The organism is Micromonospora solifontis, assembly GCF_003725545.1.
GTDB classification, from domain to species: Bacteria; Actinomycetota; Actinomycetes; order Mycobacteriales; family Micromonosporaceae; genus Micromonospora; species Micromonospora solifontis.
This window is the reverse complement of record NZ_RJLN01000015.1, coordinates 44,564-62,738: the sequence shown is the minus strand read 5'-3', so window position 1 is coordinate 62,738 and position 18,175 is coordinate 44,564. Positions and strand designations below refer to the sequence as shown.

Below are 18,175 nucleotides of genomic sequence, written 5' to 3'. Positions count from 1 at the left end.
CGTGTGGCAAGTCCGTTACACAGAGCGGAAGTATTTCCCGCACCGTCGCATCGCTGGCGGACCCGTTGTCCGTCGTGTGCGGTTGACTTTCCCGTCGAAACCTGGTCCGGAGTGGAAAGTCCAGGTCGGAGCGAATTCCGCGCCGCCCTCGGCGTGTCGCGACGGCCGTCCTGCGGGGCCGGTGCCGGCTGTCCGCGAACGCCGGCGAGGGCCGGTGGCACCCACGCTCCCATGGGCGGCACGGTCGGCGCGCGGCCCGCTCGGTCCCGCCGACAGGATCGTGGGTCGCGGCGTCGCGTCCCGGTCGCACCGTGGCCCGGCGGACGCGGCTGTGCCAGACTCAGCCACCGTGCAGGACGCAGCCGACAGCTCCGCGCCGAACCTCGCCGACCGGCTCCGCCGGGCGGCCGTCGCCCACGGCGACCGCCCCGCGCTGCACTGGCGGGACCGCACCCTGACCTGGTCCGAACTGGATGCCGCGGTCTCCGCCACCGCCCGCGCGCTGGCCACCGAGGCGTCCCCGGCGCCCGGCGACGCCCACCCGCCGCGGGTCGCGATCGGCTTCGGCAACACCCCGGACTTCGTGGTCACGTACCTCGCCGTGCTGCGGGCCGGCCTGGTGGCGGTGCCGGTCAACCCGGGCTTCACCGCCCGCGAGCTGCGGCACGTGCTGGCCGACTCGGGGGCCGCCGTGCTGGTCTGCGCCCCCGAGGTCCGGGACCGGGTCGCCGTCGGTGAGCTGCCGGCGCTGACCGCCGTACACACCGCGCCGCCGGTCACCGACGGTGACGCACCGGGCGAGCTGCCCGCGCGCGGCGGGGACGACCTCGCCGTCCTGCTCTACACCTCCGGCACCGAGGGCCGGCCGAAGGGGGCCATGCTGTCGCACCGGGCCCTGGCCGCCAACCACGAGCAGGTCGGCCGGATCGCACCGCCGGTGGTCGGCCCCGACGACACCGTGCTGCTCGCGCTGCCGCTCTTCCACGCGTACGGGCTCAACTCCGGGCTCGGGGCCGTGGTGCACCACGGCGCGACCGGGGTGCTGGTGGACGAGCCGGGCGGCGCCGCGGGACTGGCCGAGATCGCCCGGCACCGGGTCAGCGTGCTGGTCGGCGTACCGTCGATGTTCCTGACCTGGGCCGACACGGAGGGTGACGTCGCGGCGGCGCTGGCCTCGGTCCGGGTCGCCGTGTCCGGCGCGGCCCCGCTGCCGCCGGCGGTCGCGGCGCGCTTCACCGAACTCACCGGGCACCCGGTGCACGTCGGGTACGGACTCACCGAGACCGCGCCGGTGCTCACCTCCACCCTGGTCGACGGGGAGCCGCGACCGGGCTCGATCGGCCGCCCGCTCCCCGGCGTCGAGCTGCGCCTGGTCGGCGCGGACGGCGCGGACCTGTGGCGGGACGGGGTGCCGACCGCGGAGGAGGACGCCGACGAGCTGGACCTCTCCGACGACCCGTCGGGCACCGACCCGGGGCAGATCGTCGTCCGCGGCGCCAACCTGTTCGGCGGCTACTGGCCGGACGGGCGGGGCGGGCCGGACCCGGACGGCTGGTGGGCCACCGGTGACGTCGCGTACGCCGACGAGGACGGGAACCTGTACCTCGTCGACCGGCTCGGCGAGCTGATCCTGGTGAACGGCTTCAACGTCTACCCGCACGAGGTGGAACTGGTGCTGGAGGCGCATCCCGGAGTGGCCGAGTCGGCCGTCCTGGGGGTGCCGCACCCGCGGACCGGCGAGACTGTCCGGGCGTACGTGGTGCGGGCGGCCGGCCCGCCGGTGACGGCGGAGGAGCTGCTCGGCCATTGCGCGCGTAACCTGGCCCGGTTCAAGTGCCCGACCGCCGTCGAGTTCGTCGACAGCCTGCCGTACTCGGCGATCGGCAAGGTGCGCAAGACCGAGCTCCGCCCGGCGGCGCCCCCGGTGCCGGCGCCGGCGCCGCCGACCGAGAACCGCACGGAGGTACCCGATGTCCAGCAGTGACGCCCGGCTCACCCTGATCACCCGGCCCGGCTGCCACCTGTGCGAGGACGCGAAGGCGGCGCTCGACCGGGTGGTGGCGGTCACCGGCGACCGCTGGCTCGAGAAGGACGTGACCGACGACATCGAGCTGGAACGCGAGTACGGCGACCGGCTGCCGGTGGTGCTGCTCGACGGCAAGGAGCACGGCTACTGGCGGGTCGAGGAGGACCGGCTGCTGCGCGACCTGACCACCCCGCAGCTCTGACCCGCCCTCTATCGTGCAGCGATGACCACTGTGCGGCACCACCTGGTGTGGGACTGGAACGGGACCCTCCTCGACGACCTCGACCTGGTGGTACGGGCCACCAACGTCGCCTTCGCCAGCGCCGGCGGCCCGGTGGTCAGCGCCGACGAGCACCGGGTCCGGTTCCGCCGGCCGATCGCCGACTACTACGCGGAGATGCTCGGCCGGGTGATCGACGAGGAGGCGTTCGGCGCGCTGGACCGGATCTTCCACGACGCGTACCGGGCGGGGCTGACCAGCTGCGCGCTGGCCGCGGACGCGACCGCCGCGATCGCCGCCTGGCCGGGCAGCCAGTCGCTGCTCTCCATGTGGTTCCACGACGAGCTGGTCCCGACGGTGCGGACGTACGGGCTGACCCCGCACTTCGCCCGGGTCGACGGGCTGCGGGCGGCGGTGGGTGGCGGGCCGAAGGCCGAGTGGCTGGAGAAGCACCTCGCCGAGCTGGGCCTCGACGGCCGCGAGGTGGTGTTGATCGGCGACTCCCTCGACGACGCCGACGCGGCCCTGTCGGTCGGCGGCGCCTGCGTCCTCTACACCGGCGGCCTCTCCGACCCCGCCCGCCTCCGCGCCGCCGGCCACCCCGTAGCCGACACCCTCACCGACGCCGTCCACCTAGCCCGCACCCTCCCCTAACCCCCCACCCCCCCACCCCCGGGGGCCGCCTGCCCCGTCGATCATGAAGTTAGCGGTGGCCGGGGCGGCGTGTCGCGCCGCTAACTTCATGATCGACGCGCGGGGGTGGACGCGCGGGGGTGGACGCGCGGGGGTGGACGCGCGGGGGTGGACGCGCGGGGGCGGGGGTTAGGCGCGGAGGTGGGTTAGGACGGCGAGGACGCGGCGGTGGTGGGTGGTGGCGTCGGGGGGGAGGTCGAGTTTGGTGAAGATGTTCCGCACGTGCTTCTCGACGGCGCCGTCGCTGACCACCAGGGCGCGGGCGATGGCGGTGTTCGAGCGGCCCTCGGCCATCAGGGCGAGCACCTCCCGTTCGCGCGGGGTCAGGGTGCCCAGCGGGTCGTCGCGCCGGCGCCGTACCAGCAGCTGGCCGATCACCTCCGGGTCGAGCACCGTGCCGCCCGCGGCCACCCGGTTCAGCGCGTCGAGGAACTCGTCGATCGCGGCCACCCGGTCCTTGAGCAGGTAGCCGATCCCGCCCCCGCCGGCCCCGCCGGCGGTGGCGAGCAGGTCGTCCGCGTACGACACCTCGACGTACTGGGAGAGCACCAGGATCGGCGTACGCGGCACCCGCCGGCGGATCTCGACGGCGGCCCGCAGCCCCTCGTCGGTGTGCGAGGGCGGCATCCGGACGTCCACCACCGAGATGTCGGGCCGGTGCGTCACCACCGCCTCGACCAGGGCGTCCCCGTCACCGACGGCCGCCACCACCTCGTGCCCCGACTCGGTCAGCAGCCGGATCAGCCCCTCCCGGAGCAGTACGGCGTCGTCCGCGATTACCACCCGCATGGGTCCGGTGTCTACCACGTCCCCGTCCTCCGTGGCGGGCCACGGCCGGCCGGGCGGCGGCGGGTCGCCCGGGTTCACCGCGGCAACTCGGCGCGGACCACGGTCGGGCCGCCGGCCGGGCTCGCCACCTCCAGGGTGCCGCCGGCGGCCCGGACCCGGTCGGCGATGCCGCTCAGCCCGTGCCCCTTGGCCAGATGGGCGCCGCCCACCCCGTCGTCCCGGACGTCGATCTCCAGCCGGCCGACCTTCCGGGCCACCTCGACCCGGCAGGCGGTGGCCGCGCTGTGCTTGGCGACGTTGGTCAGCGCCTCGGCCACCACGAAGTACGCGGTGCTCTCCACCGCCGGGTCCAGTCGGCCGGCCGACGTACCCAGGTCGTCGTCGACCACCAGTTCGGTGGGGACCAGGGCACGGGCGGCGAGGGCGGCCAGGGCGCTGGGCAGGCCCCGGTCGACCAGGATCGGCGGCGCGATGCCGCGGGACAGGGCGCGCAGCTCGTCGAGGGTCTCCCGGGTCTGGGCGACCGCCTCGTCCAGCGTGCGCCGGGCGGCCTCCGGGTCGGCGGCGAGCTGCTGGCGGGCCCGGCCCAGGTCCATGGCGAGGCGGACCAGTCGCTGCTGCGGGCCGTCGTGGATGTCCCGCTCCAGCCGGCGCAGCGCGGACGCCTCGGCGGAGGCGGCGGCCCGCTTCTGGTCCTCCAGGGTGCTGATCCGGTTGCGCATCTCGGCCACCCCGGTCAGCAGGGAGCGGGCCAGGCCGGCCTGGGTCCGGGCGCAGCCCCGGGCCAGCAGCGGCAGGGTGAGCAGGAAGAAGATCCCGATCGCGGTGTTCAGCACGATGCGCGGGACGGCCCCCTCACCCATCCCGAGCAGCTCGCTGAGGTCCTGGTCGCCCGGACCACGCGGGATCGCCCAGTCGTACGCGACGGTGAGGGTGCCGGTGAGGCCGACCGCCCACCAGACCACCACCAGCACGAAGGTGGGGAGCGCCACGAGCAGCTTCACGAAGGCGTGCAGCAGGTCGAGCCAGGACTGCGGGTCCCGCATCGGGGTCAGGATCCGGCGCCAGTAGCCCGACCGCGGCTCGGGCGCCAGGTAGACCGGCCGGATCCGGGGCTGGCGCAGCACGGCGGGCAGCCGGAGCCGCTCGATGTCGGCCAGCGCCCGGGCGGCGTACAGGGTGCCGGCGAGGACCGGCAGGCCGAGCGTGGTGACCAGGAGTCCGGCGGTGAGCGAGATGCCGGCCACCGCCACCACGAAGCCGACCAGCGCCAGTGGCAGGCCGAAGAGCACGTAGCCGGAGTCGCGGAGGAGTTGCCGGACGAGCCCGCGTACGGGTGTGGTCGGAGTGGGCCGGGTGGCCAGCGGTACGGCGGTCATGCTCCGAGGCTATGGGCCCGCACCGCTCCGGCCCCATCCCGTTTGCGGGCCTCTCCGGGGTGGGGTTGTCCCTACCCCGGGGGTGATCCGCGCCTCCCCGGGCCGTGACACAGCGCAGTCGACCGCGCGCGATTGGTCAGAGAAGTCGGGATTGAGCAATAATCGCCGAGCGGCGCCGAGGGAGCGCGGTCTATCGATCTTGTCGGGGTGGAGGTGCAGGTGGAGGCGCGTCGCGGGCCAGCAAGATCGCGATTTGTGCACGTCTTCACAAGCGCCTACTCTGTAGTTCCGACGCGCCCTGCTAGCACAGCCGGCAACATCGGTCGCCAGCGGGAGTCCCGGAACGACCGGCCACCGTCGCTGGTCGAGGATCGCACCGCACGGAGTCTCATGAGTCAGCACCGTCACCCTGGCGCGCCCGGCCGCGCCGGTGCCGTACCGGCGCTTCCGGACCTGCCCGAGGCGACCGTGGCACGGCTGCCGGAATACCTCCGTGCGCTGCACGCGCTCGCCGAGGCCGGCCACGAGACGGTCTCCAGCGAAGGGCTGGCCAACGCCGCCGGGGTGAACTCGGCGAAGCTGCGCAAGGACCTCTCCCACCTCGGCTCGTACGGCACCCGCGGCGTCGGCTACGACGTCGGGCTGCTGGTCGACCAGATCGAGTTCGTGCTCGGGCTCACCCAGCGGCGGGCCGTCGCGCTGGTCGGCGTGGGTAATCTCGGTCACGCCCTGGCCGGCTACGACGGCTTCGCCAGCCGCGGCTTCCGGATCGCCGCGCTGCTGGACGCCGATCCGGAACGGGTCGGGGAGGAGATCAACGGCCTGGTCGTCCGGCACATCGACGAGCTGCCCCGGGTCGCCGCCGAGGAGTCGATCTCGATCGGCGTGATCGCCACCCCGGCGCCGGCCGCCCAGGCGGTGGCGGATCAGCTCGTCGCCGTCGGCGTGACGAGCATCCTCAACTTCGCTCCGTGCGTACTCTCGGTTCCGGAGGGGGTCGACGTGCGCAAGGTCGACCTCGCGATCGAGCTGCAGATCCTGTCCTTCCACGAGCACCGCAAGGCGTCGCTGACCGCGCTCCCCGCCACCGGCGGGTCCGCCCTCACCGCCCTGCCCGGCGGGCTCGCGGCCACCGACACCCAGGAGGCGATCGGCACGTGAAACTGCTCGTCGTCGGCGCGTCCTACCGCACCGCCCCGGTGGCGACGCTGGAGCAGCTGGCGGTCCCGCCCGCGGACCTCACCCGCACCCTGGACCGCCTGGTCGCCCAGCCGTACGTCGCCGAGGCCGTGCTCGTCTCCACCTGCAACCGGGTGGAGGTGTACGCGGCCGTGTCCGGGTTCCACGGCGGCCTCGGAGACATCTGCGCCGTCCTGGCCGAGCAGGCCGCCTGCCCGCCCGCGGCGCTCGCCAACCACCTCTACGTGCACTACGACGCGGCGGCCGTGGACCACGTCTTCCGGGTCGCGGCCGGGCTCGACTCGATGGTGGTCGGCGAGGCGCAGATCCTCGGCCAACTCCGGGACGCGTACCACTCGGCCGCCGGGGCCGACTCCGCCGGCCGGCTGCTGCACGAGCTGATGCAGCAGGCGCTGCGGGTGGGTAAGCGGGCCCACGCCGAGACCAACATCGACCGGGCCGGCCAGAGCGTGGTCAGCGCCGCCCTCGACCTGGCCGCCGAGCTGCTCGACGGCGACCTGACCGGCCGACCCGCCATGGTGGTCGGCGCCGGCGCGATGGGGTCGCTGAGCGTGGCCACCCTCTCCCGGCTGGGCGCCGGGCCGCTCACGGTCACCAACCGGGGCGCCGAGCGGGCCGTCCGGCTGGCCGAGTCGTACGGCGCCAGCGCCGTACCGATGGCCGGACTGGTCGAGGCGCTCTCCACGGTGGACGTCGTGGTGGCCGCCACCGCGGCCACCGAGCCGGTCCTCACCCGGGACGTGGTGACCCGGGCGCTGGCCCGGCGGGACGCCGACCGCGGCCCGCTGGTCCTGCTCGACCTGGCCGTCCCGCGGGACGTCGAGGAGGGCGTGGCCGCGCTGGCGGGCGTCGAGGTGATCGACATCGACCGGATGGCCGCGATCCTCGCCGACGGCCCGGCCGCCGCCGACGCCGCCGAGGTGACCCGGATCGTGACCGGCGAGGTCGAGGCGTTCCTCAGCTGGCTGCGCGGCGCCGACGTGGCGCCCACCGTCGCCGCGCTGCGCGGGCGCGCCGACGACGTGGTCACCGCCGAGCTGCGCCGGCTCGCCCAGCGCCGTCCGGACCTCAGCGACGACCAGCGCGCCGAGGTCGCCCGCACCGTGCACCGGGTGGTGCAGCGCCTGCTGCACCAGCCGACCGTACGGGTCCGCCAGCTCGCCGCCGAGCCGGGCGGCGACCAGTACGCCGCCCTGCTGCGCGAGCTGTTCGACCTGGAGGTCCCGCAGACCTCCCCGGTCGACACCGTTCCCGATGTGGTCGAGCCGGACGGCGTCACCGTCGAGGGCCGTCCGTCGTTCGACGCCGCAGACGTCCCGCCCACCGGAGGTGCGCGATGACCGCCCCCCTGCGCCTCGGCACCCGGGGCAGCGCCCTGGCGATGGCCCAGTCCGGCCACGTCGCCGAGGCCCTCACCGCGGCCACCGGCCGCCCGGTCGAGCTGGTCGAGGTGGTGACCGCCGGCGACCGCTCCTCGGCCCCGGTGCACCGGCTCGGCGTCGGCGTCTTCGTCTCCGCGCTGCGGGACGCGCTGACCGCCGGCACCATCGACTTCGCCGTCCACTCGTACAAGGACCTGCCCACCGCGGCGGCCCCCGGCCTGCACATCGCGGCGGTGCCGCAGCGGCAGGACCCCCGGGACGCGCTGGTCGCCCGGGACGGGCGGACCCTCGCCGAGCTGCCGCCCGGCGCGCGGGTCGGCACCGGCGCGCTGCGCCGGATCGCCCAGTTGCACGCGTTGGGCATGCAGCTGGAGGTCAGCCCGATCCGGGGCAACGTCGACACCCGGCTCGGCCGGGTGCTCGGCCCGGACGCTGACCTCGACGCCGTCGTGCTGGCCCGGGCCGGGCTCAACCGGCTCGGCCGGGCCGACGTGATCACCGAGACCCTCGATCCGATGCTGATGCTGCCCGCGCCCGCCCAGGGCGCGCTGGCGGTGGAGTGCCGGATCGACGATCAGGATCTGGTCGAGCTGCTCGCGGTGCTCGACCACGCACCGTCCCGCGCCGCGGTCATCGCGGAGCGGGCATTGCTGGCCACCCTGGAGGCCGGGTGCAGCGCGCCCGTCGCCGCCTACGGCGAACTCGCCGAGGGTGATGCCGGCGAGGAGATTTACCTGCGCGGGGCGGTGATCAGCCCGGACGGTACCCGTGACCTCCGGCTGTCCCGCACCGGAACGCCCGCCGACGCGGCGGAGATCGGCAAGGCACTCGCCGCCGAACTCCTCGACCTCGGCGCCGACTCGATCCTCGGCCAAGAAGCTCACGCCGGCCCGGGGACCCAGCAATTTGGGAGCACAGAATGACCCGCACCCGTAAGCCCGTAGGCCGAATCGCGTTCGTCGGGGCCGGTCCCGGCGACCCGGGCCTGCTGACCCGCCGGGCGCTGGACGCCCTGGTCGACGCCGACCAGGTGGTGTACGACCGGGGAGTCCCCGAGTCGCTGCTCGAGCACGTCCGCGCCCAGGCCAGGTCCGACGCCGAGTTCAGCCCCGCCGAGGGCGTACCCGGGGACGTGGCGAAGGTGCTGATCTCCGCGGCCCGCGCCGGGCAGAACGCGGTGCACCTGGTCGCCGGGGACCCGTTCGGCCACGACTCGGTGGTCAAGGAGGTGCAGGCGGTGGCGCGTACCGCCGCGCACTTCGAGGTGGTGCCGGGCATCGGCCAGGCCGAGGGCGTGGCCACCTACGCGGGCGTGCCGCTGCCGGGGGTGCGGACCGCCGCCGACGTCGAGGACGTCAGCACGCTGGACTTCGACGCCCTCGCGGCGGCCGTCGCCCGGGGCTCGCTGGCCCTGGCCGTGGACGCCGGCGACCTGGCCGCCGTCCGGGACGGCCTGCTGGCCGCCGGGGTGGACGGCACCACCGGCGTCGGGGTGACCGGCGACGGCACCGGCGAGACGCAGTACACCACCACGTCGACCGTGGACTCCTTCGTCGCGGCGGCGCTCGGCTTCACCGGCCGGGTGGTGCTCACCCTCGGCGAGGGCGTCGGCCAGCGGGACAAGCTGAGCTGGTGGGAGAACCGCCCGCTGTACGGCTGGAAGGTGCTCGTCCCGCGTACCAAGGAGCAGGCCGGGGCGATGAGCGCGCGGCTGCGCGCGTACGGGGCGATCCCGTGCGAGGTGCCGACCATCGCGGTCGAGCCGCCGCGTACCCCCGCCCAGATGGAGCGGGCGGTCAAGGGCCTGGTCGACGGCCGGTACGCCTGGGTGATCTTCACGTCGGTGAACGCGGTCCGCGCGGTCTGGGAGAAGTTCGCCGAGCACGGCCTGGACGCCCGGCACTTCGGTGGCGTCAAGATCGCCTGCATCGGTGAGGCGACCGCCGACGCGGTGCGCGCCTTCGGCATCCAGCCGGAGCTGATCCCGTCCGGGGAGCAGTCCTCTGAGGGCCTGCTCGCCGAGTTCTCGCCGCACGACGAGATCCTCGACCCGGTCGGCCGGGTGCTGCTGCCGCGCGCCGACATCGCCACCGAGACCCTCGCCGCCGGGCTCACCGAGCGGGGCTGGGAGGTCGACGACGTGACCGCGTACCGGACCGTCCGGGCGGCCCCGCCGCCGGCCGAGATCCGCGACGCGATCAAGTCGGGCGGGTTCGACGCGGTGCTCTTCACCTCGTCCTCCACGGTGCGGAACCTGGTCGGCATCGCCGGGAAGCCGCACGCGCGTACCGTGGTTGCTGTCATCGGGCCCAAGACGGCGGAGACCGCGACGGAGTTCGGCCTGCGGGTCGACGTGCAGCCTCAGCACGCCTCGGTGCCCGACCTGGTGGAGGCGCTCGCCGCCTACGCCGTCGAGCTGCGCGAGAAGCTGGCCGCCATGCCGGCCAAGCAGCGCCGCGGCTCGAAGGTGCAGGGCCCGACCGCCCTGAGGTTCCGCTAGTCGTCAGGAGGCTCGTCATGCCGTACCCCGAGATCCGGCCCCGCCGGCTGCGCCGTAACGCGGCCGTGCGGCGGCTGGTCTCCGAGACCCGCGTCGACCCGGCAGAGCTGGTCCTGCCGATGTTCGTCAAGGAGGGGCTGACGGAGCCGCGCGCCGTGGCGTCGCTCCCGGGGGTGCTCCAGCACTCCCGGGACTCGCTGCGCAAGGCCGCCGTCGAGGCGGTCCAGGCGGGCGTGGGCGGCATCATGCTCTTCGGGGTGCCGACGCGGAAGGACGAGACCGGCTCGGGCGGCATCGACCCGGACGGCATCCTCAACGTCGCCATCCGCGACGTGATCGCCGAGGTCGGCGACGCCACCGTGGTGATGAGTGACCTCTGCCTGGACGAGTTCACCTCGCACGGGCACTGTGGCCTGCTCACCCCGGACGGTGCGGTGGACAACGACGCCACGCTGGAGGCGTACGCCCGGATGGCGGTCGCCCAGGCCGACGCCGGGGTCCACATGGTCGGGCCGTCCGGGATGATGGACGGCCAGGTGGGCGTCGTCCGCCGGGCCCTGGACGCCGCCGGCCACCAGGACGTCTCGGTGCTCGCGTACGCGGTGAAGTACGCCTCCGCCTTCTTCGGCCCGTTCCGGGACGCCGTCGAGTCGGCGCTGGAGGGCGACCGGCGCGCCTACCAGCAGGACCCGGCGAACCTGCGCGAGTCGCTGCGCGAGGTCGAGCTGGACGTCGCCGAGGGCGCCGACCTGGTGATGGTCAAGCCGGCCCTGCCGTACCTCGACGTGGTGTCCGCGGTCCGGGCCGCGGTGGACGTCCCGGTCGCCGCCTACCAGGTCTCCGGTGAGTACGCGACGGTCGAGGCGGCCGCCGCGAACGGTTGGATCGACCGGGAGCGGGTGATGCTGGAGACGCTCACCTCGATCCGGCGGGCCGGCGCGCAGATCATCCTCACCTACTGGGCGGTCGAGGCCGCCCAGCTGCTGCGCCAGCGCTACTGATCGCGGCCGGCGGGGGCGCATCGCCCCCGCCGCTTCCCTTCGCCGTGCCTCGCCTCCGGGCGGCGCCATCGGCACCGCAGCCGGGCGACCGCCCACGTCGCACGTGGTCGGCACCACCCGCTCGACGCGCTTTGCTCTGCTTCAACGCACGCGACACTGGGAGCGTTCCACTGTTGCGTCCGTTGAAGCAGAGCAAAGGCGTGGCGAAGGGGTGTCCCGGTGCGGCGAAGACAGCGCCCGGGGTGCTGCCCGGAGCGCTGTCCACAGGGCTGTCCACAGGGGTTGTCGCCGCGGTGGCCGGCCGGCCAGGGTTCGGGGATGGCTTCCGTGTTCGCACCACGACCTACCGGGCCGACCATCGGCCCCTTTCCCATCGCCGGGCTGGTCCGCCAGGCCCGGCGCCGGGTCGGCTTGGGCCAGCGCCAGATGGCGAGGTTCGCCCGGGTCGCGCCCTCCACCATCGGTCGCGTCGAGTCCGGTGAGCTGACGCCGAGTCTGCGTGTGCTCGAGCGGATCTTCGGCGCCGCCGGTCTCTACCTCGCCCTGGTCGACCAGGACGGCCGGGTGATCCAGCCGATGGCCGACTGGGAGGGCATCCGCGACGGCGCCGGCCGTCGCTACCCGTCACACCTGAAGGTGATCATCGACCCGGAGCCGGGGGAGTGGTGGGCCGACATCTACGGACTGGCCCGCCCGCCGGAGACGTTCCACCGGTGCCCGATCGACGTCGAGGAGCGGCGGCGACGGAGCCAGTGGGAGGTGCGGGTGGCGAAGTACCGCGCCACGCCGCCCCCGCCGGATCCCCGCCGGTGGCGCTGGAGCTACTGAAGCGGCCCGCCGCCCGGCTGGTGAGCCGGGCGACGGGCCGCAACGGGGACGGGGGCGTCAGTCGTCGTTCAGGATGGTCCCGACGCCGACCGGGTCGGCGAGCCGGAGCCCGGGCACGCCCGCCACGTACAGCTTGAGCTGCTCGTCGGCCTCGACCTTCCGGTCACCGCGGACGCTCACCGGGAAGGCCAGTGACGTCTGGCCGGCGGCCAGGGTCCGGCAGCCGACGTACGCGTCGTAGTCCGACCCGGCCGATGCCGTGGTGCCGTAGGTGGTGGCGCAGATCAGCGCCGGCTCGGAGAGCGGCCGGGAGATGGTCACCGTGAACGTCATGGTGGTGTCGCCCTTGTTGCCCTCGGCCACCGAGGTGTCGGCCACGCTCAGCGACGCGCGGGAGCGGAACCGGGCCACCTGCGGGTCGTGGTCGCTGGCCCCCCGGTCGCCCAGGCCCTCGGCCTCGGTCGGGTAGTCGGCGTTGATGTGCGCCGCCCGGACCTGCACCAGGTCGTCGTGGAGGTTTCCGTTGACGAAGAGGTTGTCCAGCGTCTGCGCCTGCCCGCTGAAGGTGTACGAGTAGGCCGCCGCCGGCACGTCCGCCGCCAGGTCGTCCCACAGGTTGTGCATGCCGGCCCGGTACAGCGGGCCGAGCTGGTCCGACGGGGTGGGGTTCTCCCCGGTGGCGATCGGGTCGTCCGGCCGCGGGAAGACGTTGAGGTCACCGCCGTAGATGATCCGGGCGTCCCGGTCGGTCGCCTCGATCGCCTGGGTCAGCGCGGCCCCGTACGCGGCCTGCTCCCGCCGCTGCCCGACCCGGCTGTCCGGGCCGGACGAGTAGTGGTTGCTGACCGCCCAGAGCGTGTAGTGCTCGCTCGCGCCGGGGGCCGCCGCCACGGTGAACTTGGCCAGCTGCGCGGCGCGGGTGTAGACGTTCGAACCGTCCACCCCGGTGGAGCTGTCCACGTCGGACGGCAGCACCGCGTTGAACGCCTTCGGGTTCTGCACGTCCGCGTTGGACGGCAGGCCCGCCGAGCGGTACTGGACCGTCGGGGCGGTGCCCAACAGCGGGTCGGTGGCGGTCGCCGCGGCCAGGGTCAGCCGGTCCGTGCGGTAGAGGAACGCCGAGGTGATGCCCCGGGCGTCCGCGCCGGTCCGGTCGTACGCCGCCGCGTACGCGGGACCGCCGTTGGCGGCGATGGCCAGCGCCAATTCCTGCACGGTGTCCGGCGCGCCGTCGGCGTTGTCGGTGGTGCCGCAGACCAGCACGCCGCCGGTGACCGAGCAGATGTCCTGGTCCTCGGCCTCCTGCACCAGCACCAGGTCGGGGCTGTGCAGCGCGTTGACGATCTGCCGTGCCTCCACGTTCAGCCGCGCGGTGTAGGCCGCCTCGCTGGCCGGCACGTAGTCGAACGGCGGCTTGACCCCCTCGCAGCCCGGGTTGCCGGCGAAGTCACAGCCGTCGAACGGGTCGTCCCGGTAGTCGTACAGGTTCTCCAGGTTGTACGTGGCGACCGCGACCTCGGCGTTCCGGTTCGCCGGCTGCGGTGGGTGGTTCTCCGACGGGTCCACGCCACCGGTCAGGGTGACCTGCTCGGGCTGCACGCTGTACTTGCTGAACGCGTACGAGACGGCGCCGTAGGCGTCCTCGGTCAGCGTGTCGTACGTCCGGGCCTCCGGCAGCAGCGCGCGGGCGTCACCGGCGGTCGCCTTGACGCCCCCGGCGCCGATCAGGATGCGCTGGTTGTTGCCGTTGTCGAAGAGGGTGCCGGGGATGTCGTCCAGCGGGTGCGCGTCCCGGAACACCCGGCGGGCGTACGGGTCGGTCCGCTGCATGATCGGGTCCTCGCGGTCCAGCACGTAGAACTCGGAGTCGGCGGTGGAGGCGTAGATGTGCCGCGGGGCGGAGACGCCGCTGCCGGAGCGGATCCGCATCCGCTCGCCCTCGTGCCGCTCCCAGAACAGGTTGGCGGCGGTCGCGTCGGCCGGCGGGATCGCGTCGTCCACCCGGACGGCGGCGTCCACGTCCAACCCCGAGTCGATCTTGCGGACCAGTGAGGTGCTGGAGAGCTGGGTCTGGTCGAAGTACTCGGAGACCCGCCCGCGCAGCACCACCTCGTCGCCGACCGTCGGGGCGTAGCCCCCGATCAGCGTGGTGAACGAGCCCATGAAGACGAAGATGCCGTCCGAGGTGAGCGCGTCGCCGTCCTCGGTGCCCTTGCGGCTCTGCAGGTAGAAGCCGTTCTGGTCGGCGCCGGAGGAGCTGAGGGTGAGCGACTTCTGGGTGATCACGCCGCGCACGTCGTACAGCGCGGAGCTGGTGCCGTTGCCGCTGGCCGGGGCGAGCGGTGACCGCTCGCCGCCGCCCTGCACCTGGCCCACCGACAGCAGGGCGGTGGCCTGCACCGTGAACGTACAGGTCGCGGTGCCGCCGTCGGCGTCCGTCGAGGTCACGGTGACCGCGTACGAGCCGGCCGGGAGACCGGTCGCGGTCACCGTCGCGGTGGCGGTGCCGCCGGCCGCGGCGGCCGGGGTGAACGCGGTACGGCTGATCGAGCCGCTGGCCGGCGCCGGGTTGACCGCGGTGACCGCCAGGTCGGTGACCATGTCGTCGGCGTCGGTGGCGGTGACCTGGCGGGTGGCGGTGCCGCCGGCCTCGACGGTCAGCGTGCCGCCGCAGGTCACGGTGGCGGGTTGGTCGACCGGACCGCCGCCGGAGTCCACGGTGTGACTGCCCAGCCCGTCGAAGGTGTCGGTGGCGAAACCGACCCACTGCACGGCCGGGTCGAAGGCGTCCGCCGGGTCGGTGTCGCCGGCGGTCACCGAGGGAAGCCGGCGCAGGGTGTTGTCGGCGGTGCTGGTGAGCCCGCTGCCCCACTCGGTGCCCGGGTCGAAGCCGACCTGCCCGATCGAGTCGACCACGGTCGTGCCCTTGCGCAGCACGATCGCGTCGTCACCGTTGTACAGCGAGCCGCCGTACGTCTGGTCGGCCTGGGCGAGGATCGCGGGCGCGGCCGAGGAGGCGGCGAAGACGAAGACGTCACCGGCGGCGACGGTGCCGGTCAGCGGGACGTTCGTCGACGTGGTGGCGCCGTTGAAGAAGAACTGGAGCTGGTAGCCGCCGGCGGTCAGGTCGACCGGGGCGTCGGTCCCGTTGTAGAGCTCGATCGCCTTGTTGTTGGACGAGCCCTCGACGTACTCCGAGATGAACAGGTCGGTGGACGCGGCGCTGGCCGCGGGGGGTGCGAGGCCGACCGCCGTCAGGGATACGACGGCGGTGGTCGCGAGCGCGGCGAGTGGGCGGCGCGGGCGCATGGAGCCTCCACGATGGGTGGACAGGAACTAACGCACGTTAAGGGTCGTTCCGGTCCGAAGTCCATCCCCCGGGCAGCCGTTTGATGAACATCCCTCAGCGATGCGGGTCGAGCCGGTGCACCAGCTCGGCGACGTCCACGCCGTATTCACACCAGTCGCGGTCGGGCCGGTAACCCAGCTCCGCGTTGACCTTGAGCATCGCCTCGTTGGCCTGCGCGTTCCAGGTCTGCACCTCGGTCAGCTGCGGTTCGGCCGAGCGCAGCTCCAACAGCATCCGCGCCTTGATGGCCCGGTCGATGCCGTAACCGCGGTGGTCCCGGACGACGATGGTGTCGTACTGGTCGGCCCGGGTCGGGTGCTGCGCCGGCACCACCACCTCGGTCAACCCGGCCACCTCGCCGGTCTGCTCGTGCAGGGCGAGCACGATGTACGGCTTCATGCCCCGCCGGTGCAGCGTGTCGAGGCTGTCCCGGAGCCGCTGCGGATCGTACGAACTGGGGCGCAGCTCGCCGTCGTCGACGTCGCGCACCTCGGCCTTGGCCCGCGCGTACGCCGCGAGCAGATCATCCGGCAGGCCGCCCGGGCAGAACTCCAGGCGGTAACCGGCGCCGACGCCACCGGCCATCTCGGTCAGCGCCGGCCAGTCGACCGCGCCCAGGTCGAGCACGCTGCGGGTCTCGACGTACTCCCGGGTGAAGCCGAGCGACTCGTAGAACGCCAGGGCCGGGGTGCCGCCCACCACCTCGACGCCGATCGACTGGAAGCCCTCGTCCCAGACCCGGCGGGTGGCCACCCGCACCAGCTCGCGGCCCAGCCCGGTGCGCCGGGCGGCCGGATGGACCAGCACCTCCAGCACCCCGATCCCGCCGAGGAGCAGCACGTTCACGTGGCCCAGGATCGGGCCCGGGGCGGCGTCGGGGGCGGGGTCGGCCTGGGCGATCCAGGCGATCCGCCGCTCACCCGGCATCACCTCGGAGAGATATTCCCGCATGGAACTCTCCCGCCACGGCGGATCCTGCGGCAGGTCGGCCGCCAGGACCGCGTTCAGCGTGTCCAGCAGCGACGCGATCTCGTCAGACGACGCGGTCCGGGGGTCCCACTCGCGCACCATCACCCGTCTAGCTTGCCGGCAACCGCTGCCCGGGGGAAGGGTTCAGTTCTCGAATGTATCCGGCCGGTCACGTCACGTACGGCTCAGCCGGCCGTACTCGTTGGCCTTGTCGAAGACGTCCTGGGCGTACCGGCGCACGTCGTTGTAGGAGAGGATGGCACCCCACCAGTCGCCCGGGATGCTCATGTTCCGGCCGCCCTGGCACAGGTAGTTGCCGGCGGCCAGGGCGGCGTCGTCGAGGTCGTGCGGGTTGCGCGCCCCGTCGTTGTCGCCGTCCGCGCCGACCGACTGCCAGGTGCCGGGGATGAACTGCATCGGCCCGATCGCGTGGTCCCAGGTGGTGTCGTGATCGAGCAGGCCACGGTCGCTGTCGGGGATCCGGGAGGTGCCACCCTGCCCGTTGAGCGGGGGGCCGACGATCTCCGGCGTGGAGACGCCGTCCGGCCGGAGGGTGGCACCGTTGGCCGAGCCGTGCCGGGACTCGACGTACCCGATCGCGGCCAGCGTGGTCCAGCTGAGCTGGCAGCTCCGGTGGGTCTGCTCCAGCACCCGCTCGGTGTAGCCGTACGCCTGGAGGGCCACCACCGGGATGCCGGTCCGCTGGCTGACCTGCTGCGCCCACCCGGCCAGGGCGTCCGACGGGCGGCCGGTCACCGGCCCGACGACCGGGCCGGCCGGGGTCGGGGTGAGGGTCCCCAGCGGCTCGCCGGTGCCGCCGAGGGGCGGCGGGGTCAGCGCGGGCGCGCCGGGCACCGCGCCACTCGCGGTCAGGCCCGGCGCGGGGGCCGTCGCGCTGGCGTCCACCGCCACCGGCTCCGGCTTCCGGATGGCGGCCGGCACCAGCAGCGCGCCCGCCGTCGCGGTGGCCGCGACCAGGACGAGCAGGAAGAGGCCGGGCAGGGTGGTGCGGCCGCTGGGGCGGCGGGACCAGTCGCGGGTGGCTCGGGCCGCGCCGACGGCGAGCTGCCGGGGCGGTGGCACCCGGACCGCGTGCGCGAACGGGATGCGGCGCCGCCGACCGCCGGCCGGCGCGGGTGACTCCGGGTCGGCCCCGGTGGCCGCGTCGGCCCCGGCCGTACCGTCCGACGGCGCGTTGCTGGACCCCACGCCGGCGCCGGACTCGACGAGGGCGTCCGGCCCGGCCTTCCCGGCGGCCGCCGGAGTGGCCACCGCCGCGGCGTCGGGCGCCGGCACGGTGCCGTCGGCCTTCGCCTCGGCCGGTTCGTCGGTGGCCGGCGGTTTCGGGTCGGCGTCGGTGGCCGGCTCCGGGCTCGCGGTGCGGCGAGGTTTCGGGACGGGCCGGTGGCCCGGGTCGCCGGCGGGCGGCGCGGCCGGTCGCAGGGGTCGAACCGTCATGCGCTCCTCGCCGTCCACCACCCGTCGAGTATCACCCATGCCTGCTCCGCCGTCAGGCCCGGTCGTACGCTGGGAGCATGCCCCGGTACGAGTTCCGCTGCCGCTCCTGCGGCGCCACCTTCGAGGTCAACCGCCCGATGGCGGAGGCCGGCCAGCCGGCGTCCTGCCCGCAGGGCCACGCCGACACGGTGAAGCTGCTGTCCACCGTCGCGGTCACCGGCCGGGGCGGGTCCGGACCGGTCGGCGGCGGCGCCCCGCCGGCCGGTGGCGGCTGCTGCGGCGGCGCCTGCGGCTGCTGAGTCGCGCGCCACCTCGTCTCGCCGGTCGATCGGTACCTTGCCGGCGGTGTGATCCTTTGGCACCTTGGGTCGGAATCTGCCC

15 protein-coding genes are annotated in these 18,175 nt (G+C 74.3%); 10 read left to right on the top strand and 5 right to left on the bottom strand.

The genetic code is table 11. The annotated features are described in order from the left end of the window. Positions 1-349: 349 nt before the first annotated feature. From EFE23_RS07825 to EFE23_RS07815, 3 genes are read left to right on the top strand one after another with little or no spacing between them, the layout of a single operon-like run. The gene (locus EFE23_RS07825) at positions 350-1,984 is read left to right on the top strand and encodes an AMP-binding protein (RefSeq protein ID WP_199736963.1); all 1,635 of its coding nucleotides are present in this window, start codon (positions 350-352) and stop codon (positions 1,982-1,984) included. Next, entirely contained in the window at positions 1,971-2,228 is a 258-nt protein-coding gene (locus EFE23_RS07820; protein WP_123240231.1) for a glutaredoxin family protein, read from the top strand. The genes EFE23_RS07825 and EFE23_RS07820 overlap by 14 nt, the downstream gene beginning before the upstream one ends. Before the next feature lie 21 nt (positions 2,229-2,249). Next, entirely contained in the window at positions 2,250-2,900 is a 651-nt protein-coding gene (locus tag EFE23_RS07815) for an HAD family hydrolase (RefSeq protein ID WP_199736962.1), read from the top strand. A 168-nt stretch (positions 2,901-3,068) separates the two neighbouring features. On the opposite strand, the gene EFE23_RS07810 is transcribed toward EFE23_RS07815, so the two are convergent. Then, entirely contained in the window at positions 3,069-3,728 is a 660-nt protein-coding gene (locus tag EFE23_RS07810; RefSeq protein WP_123240255.1) for a response regulator transcription factor, read from the bottom strand. A gap of 74 nt (positions 3,729-3,802) precedes the next feature. Then, a complete protein-coding gene (locus tag EFE23_RS07805; protein WP_123240229.1) occupies positions 3,803-5,107 on the bottom strand; it encodes a sensor histidine kinase in 1,305 nt (434 codons plus the stop codon). Positions 5,108-5,497: 390 nt separating this feature from the next. On the opposite strand from EFE23_RS07805, the gene EFE23_RS07800 reads away from it, so the two are divergent. The 6 genes from EFE23_RS07800 to EFE23_RS07775 all read left to right on the top strand — a co-directional run bounded on the left by EFE23_RS07800 (position 5,498) and on the right by EFE23_RS07775 (position 12,018). Further along, positions 5,498-6,268, top strand: coding sequence for a redox-sensing transcriptional repressor Rex (locus EFE23_RS07800; RefSeq protein WP_123240228.1), 771 nt, complete (start codon positions 5,498-5,500; stop codon positions 6,266-6,268). Beyond that, positions 6,265-7,647 (top strand): glutamyl-tRNA reductase, encoded by a 1,383-nt coding sequence (locus tag EFE23_RS07795; RefSeq protein ID WP_123240227.1) that lies wholly within the window; start codon positions 6,265-6,267, stop codon positions 7,645-7,647. The genes EFE23_RS07800 and EFE23_RS07795 overlap by 4 nt, the downstream gene beginning before the upstream one ends. Beyond that, positions 7,644-8,612 (top strand): hydroxymethylbilane synthase, encoded by a 969-nt coding sequence (gene hemC, locus EFE23_RS07790; RefSeq protein ID WP_123240226.1) that lies wholly within the window; start codon positions 7,644-7,646, stop codon positions 8,610-8,612. The genes EFE23_RS07795 and hemC overlap by 4 nt, the downstream gene beginning before the upstream one ends. Then, the gene (locus EFE23_RS07785) at positions 8,609-10,189 is read left to right on the top strand and encodes a bifunctional uroporphyrinogen-III C-methyltransferase/uroporphyrinogen-III synthase (protein ID WP_123240225.1); all 1,581 of its coding nucleotides are present in this window, start codon (positions 8,609-8,611) and stop codon (positions 10,187-10,189) included. The genes hemC and EFE23_RS07785 overlap by 4 nt, the downstream gene beginning before the upstream one ends. Before the next feature lie 17 nt (positions 10,190-10,206). Further along, the gene (gene hemB / locus EFE23_RS07780) at positions 10,207-11,190 is read left to right on the top strand and encodes a porphobilinogen synthase (RefSeq protein ID WP_123240224.1); all 984 of its coding nucleotides are present in this window, start codon (positions 10,207-10,209) and stop codon (positions 11,188-11,190) included. A 318-nt stretch (positions 11,191-11,508) separates the two neighbouring features. Continuing rightward, positions 11,509-12,018 carry a helix-turn-helix domain-containing protein gene (locus tag EFE23_RS07775; protein ID WP_123240223.1) on the top strand — a complete coding sequence of 170 codons (510 nt, stop codon included), beginning with the start codon at positions 11,509-11,511 and terminating at the stop codon, positions 12,016-12,018. Positions 12,019-12,075: 57 nt separating this feature from the next. Here the strand turns inward: EFE23_RS07775 and EFE23_RS07770 are convergent, their stop codons facing one another. From EFE23_RS07770 to EFE23_RS07760, 3 genes are all read right to left on the bottom strand, one after another. Continuing rightward, positions 12,076-15,327 carry a lamin tail domain-containing protein gene (locus EFE23_RS07770; protein ID WP_123240222.1) on the bottom strand — a complete coding sequence of 1,084 codons (3,252 nt, stop codon included), beginning with the start codon at positions 15,325-15,327 and terminating at the stop codon, positions 12,076-12,078. Between the two features lie 94 nt (positions 15,328-15,421). Next, positions 15,422-16,438, bottom strand: a complete 1,017-nt coding sequence (locus EFE23_RS07765; protein ID WP_123240221.1) for a GNAT family N-acetyltransferase — start codon at positions 16,436-16,438, stop codon at positions 15,422-15,424. 72 nt (positions 16,439-16,510) lie between these two features. Further along, entirely contained in the window at positions 16,511-17,815 is a 1,305-nt protein-coding gene (locus EFE23_RS07760) for a lytic murein transglycosylase (RefSeq protein ID WP_123240220.1), read from the bottom strand. 56 nt (positions 17,816-17,871) lie between these two features. Here EFE23_RS07760 and EFE23_RS07755 point away from each other — a divergent pair, with 56 nt between their 5' ends. Then, on the top strand, positions 17,872-18,093 hold the full coding sequence (locus EFE23_RS07755) for an FmdB family zinc ribbon protein (protein ID WP_123240219.1): 222 nt from the start codon (positions 17,872-17,874) through the stop codon (positions 18,091-18,093). Positions 18,094-18,175: the final 82 nt, after the last annotated feature.

What these genes read in the sequence shown, in the direction of transcription:
- EFE23_RS07775 (WP_123240223.1), top strand. Translation starts at nt 11,509, where the DNA reads ATGGCTTCCGTGTTCGCACCACGACCTACCGGGCCGACCATCGGCCCC.
- EFE23_RS07785 (WP_123240225.1), top strand. Translation starts at nt 8,609, where the DNA reads ATGACCCGCACCCGTAAGCCCGTAGGCCGAATCGCGTTCGTCGGGGCC.
- EFE23_RS07770 (WP_123240222.1), bottom strand. Translation starts at nt 15,327, where the DNA reads ATGCGCCCGCGCCGCCCACTCGCCGCGCTCGCGACCACCGCCGTCGTA.
- hemC (WP_123240226.1), top strand. Translation starts at nt 7,644, where the DNA reads ATGACCGCCCCCCTGCGCCTCGGCACCCGGGGCAGCGCCCTGGCGATG.
- hemB (WP_123240224.1), top strand. Translation starts at nt 10,207, where the DNA reads ATGCCGTACCCCGAGATCCGGCCCCGCCGGCTGCGCCGTAACGCGGCC.
- EFE23_RS07765 (WP_123240221.1), bottom strand. Translation starts at nt 16,438, where the DNA reads ATGGTGCGCGAGTGGGACCCCCGGACCGCGTCGTCTGACGAGATCGCG.
- EFE23_RS07810 (WP_123240255.1), bottom strand. Translation starts at nt 3,728, where the DNA reads ATGCGGGTGGTAATCGCGGACGACGCCGTACTGCTCCGGGAGGGGCTG.
- EFE23_RS07805 (WP_123240229.1), bottom strand. Translation starts at nt 5,107, where the DNA reads ATGACCGCCGTACCGCTGGCCACCCGGCCCACTCCGACCACACCCGTA.
- EFE23_RS07800 (WP_123240228.1), top strand. Translation starts at nt 5,498, where the DNA reads ATGAGTCAGCACCGTCACCCTGGCGCGCCCGGCCGCGCCGGTGCCGTA.
- EFE23_RS07820 (WP_123240231.1), top strand. Translation starts at nt 1,971, where the DNA reads ATGTCCAGCAGTGACGCCCGGCTCACCCTGATCACCCGGCCCGGCTGC.
- EFE23_RS07755 (WP_123240219.1), top strand. Translation starts at nt 17,872, where the DNA reads ATGCCCCGGTACGAGTTCCGCTGCCGCTCCTGCGGCGCCACCTTCGAG.
- EFE23_RS07815 (WP_199736962.1), top strand. Translation starts at nt 2,250, where the DNA reads ATGACCACTGTGCGGCACCACCTGGTGTGGGACTGGAACGGGACCCTC.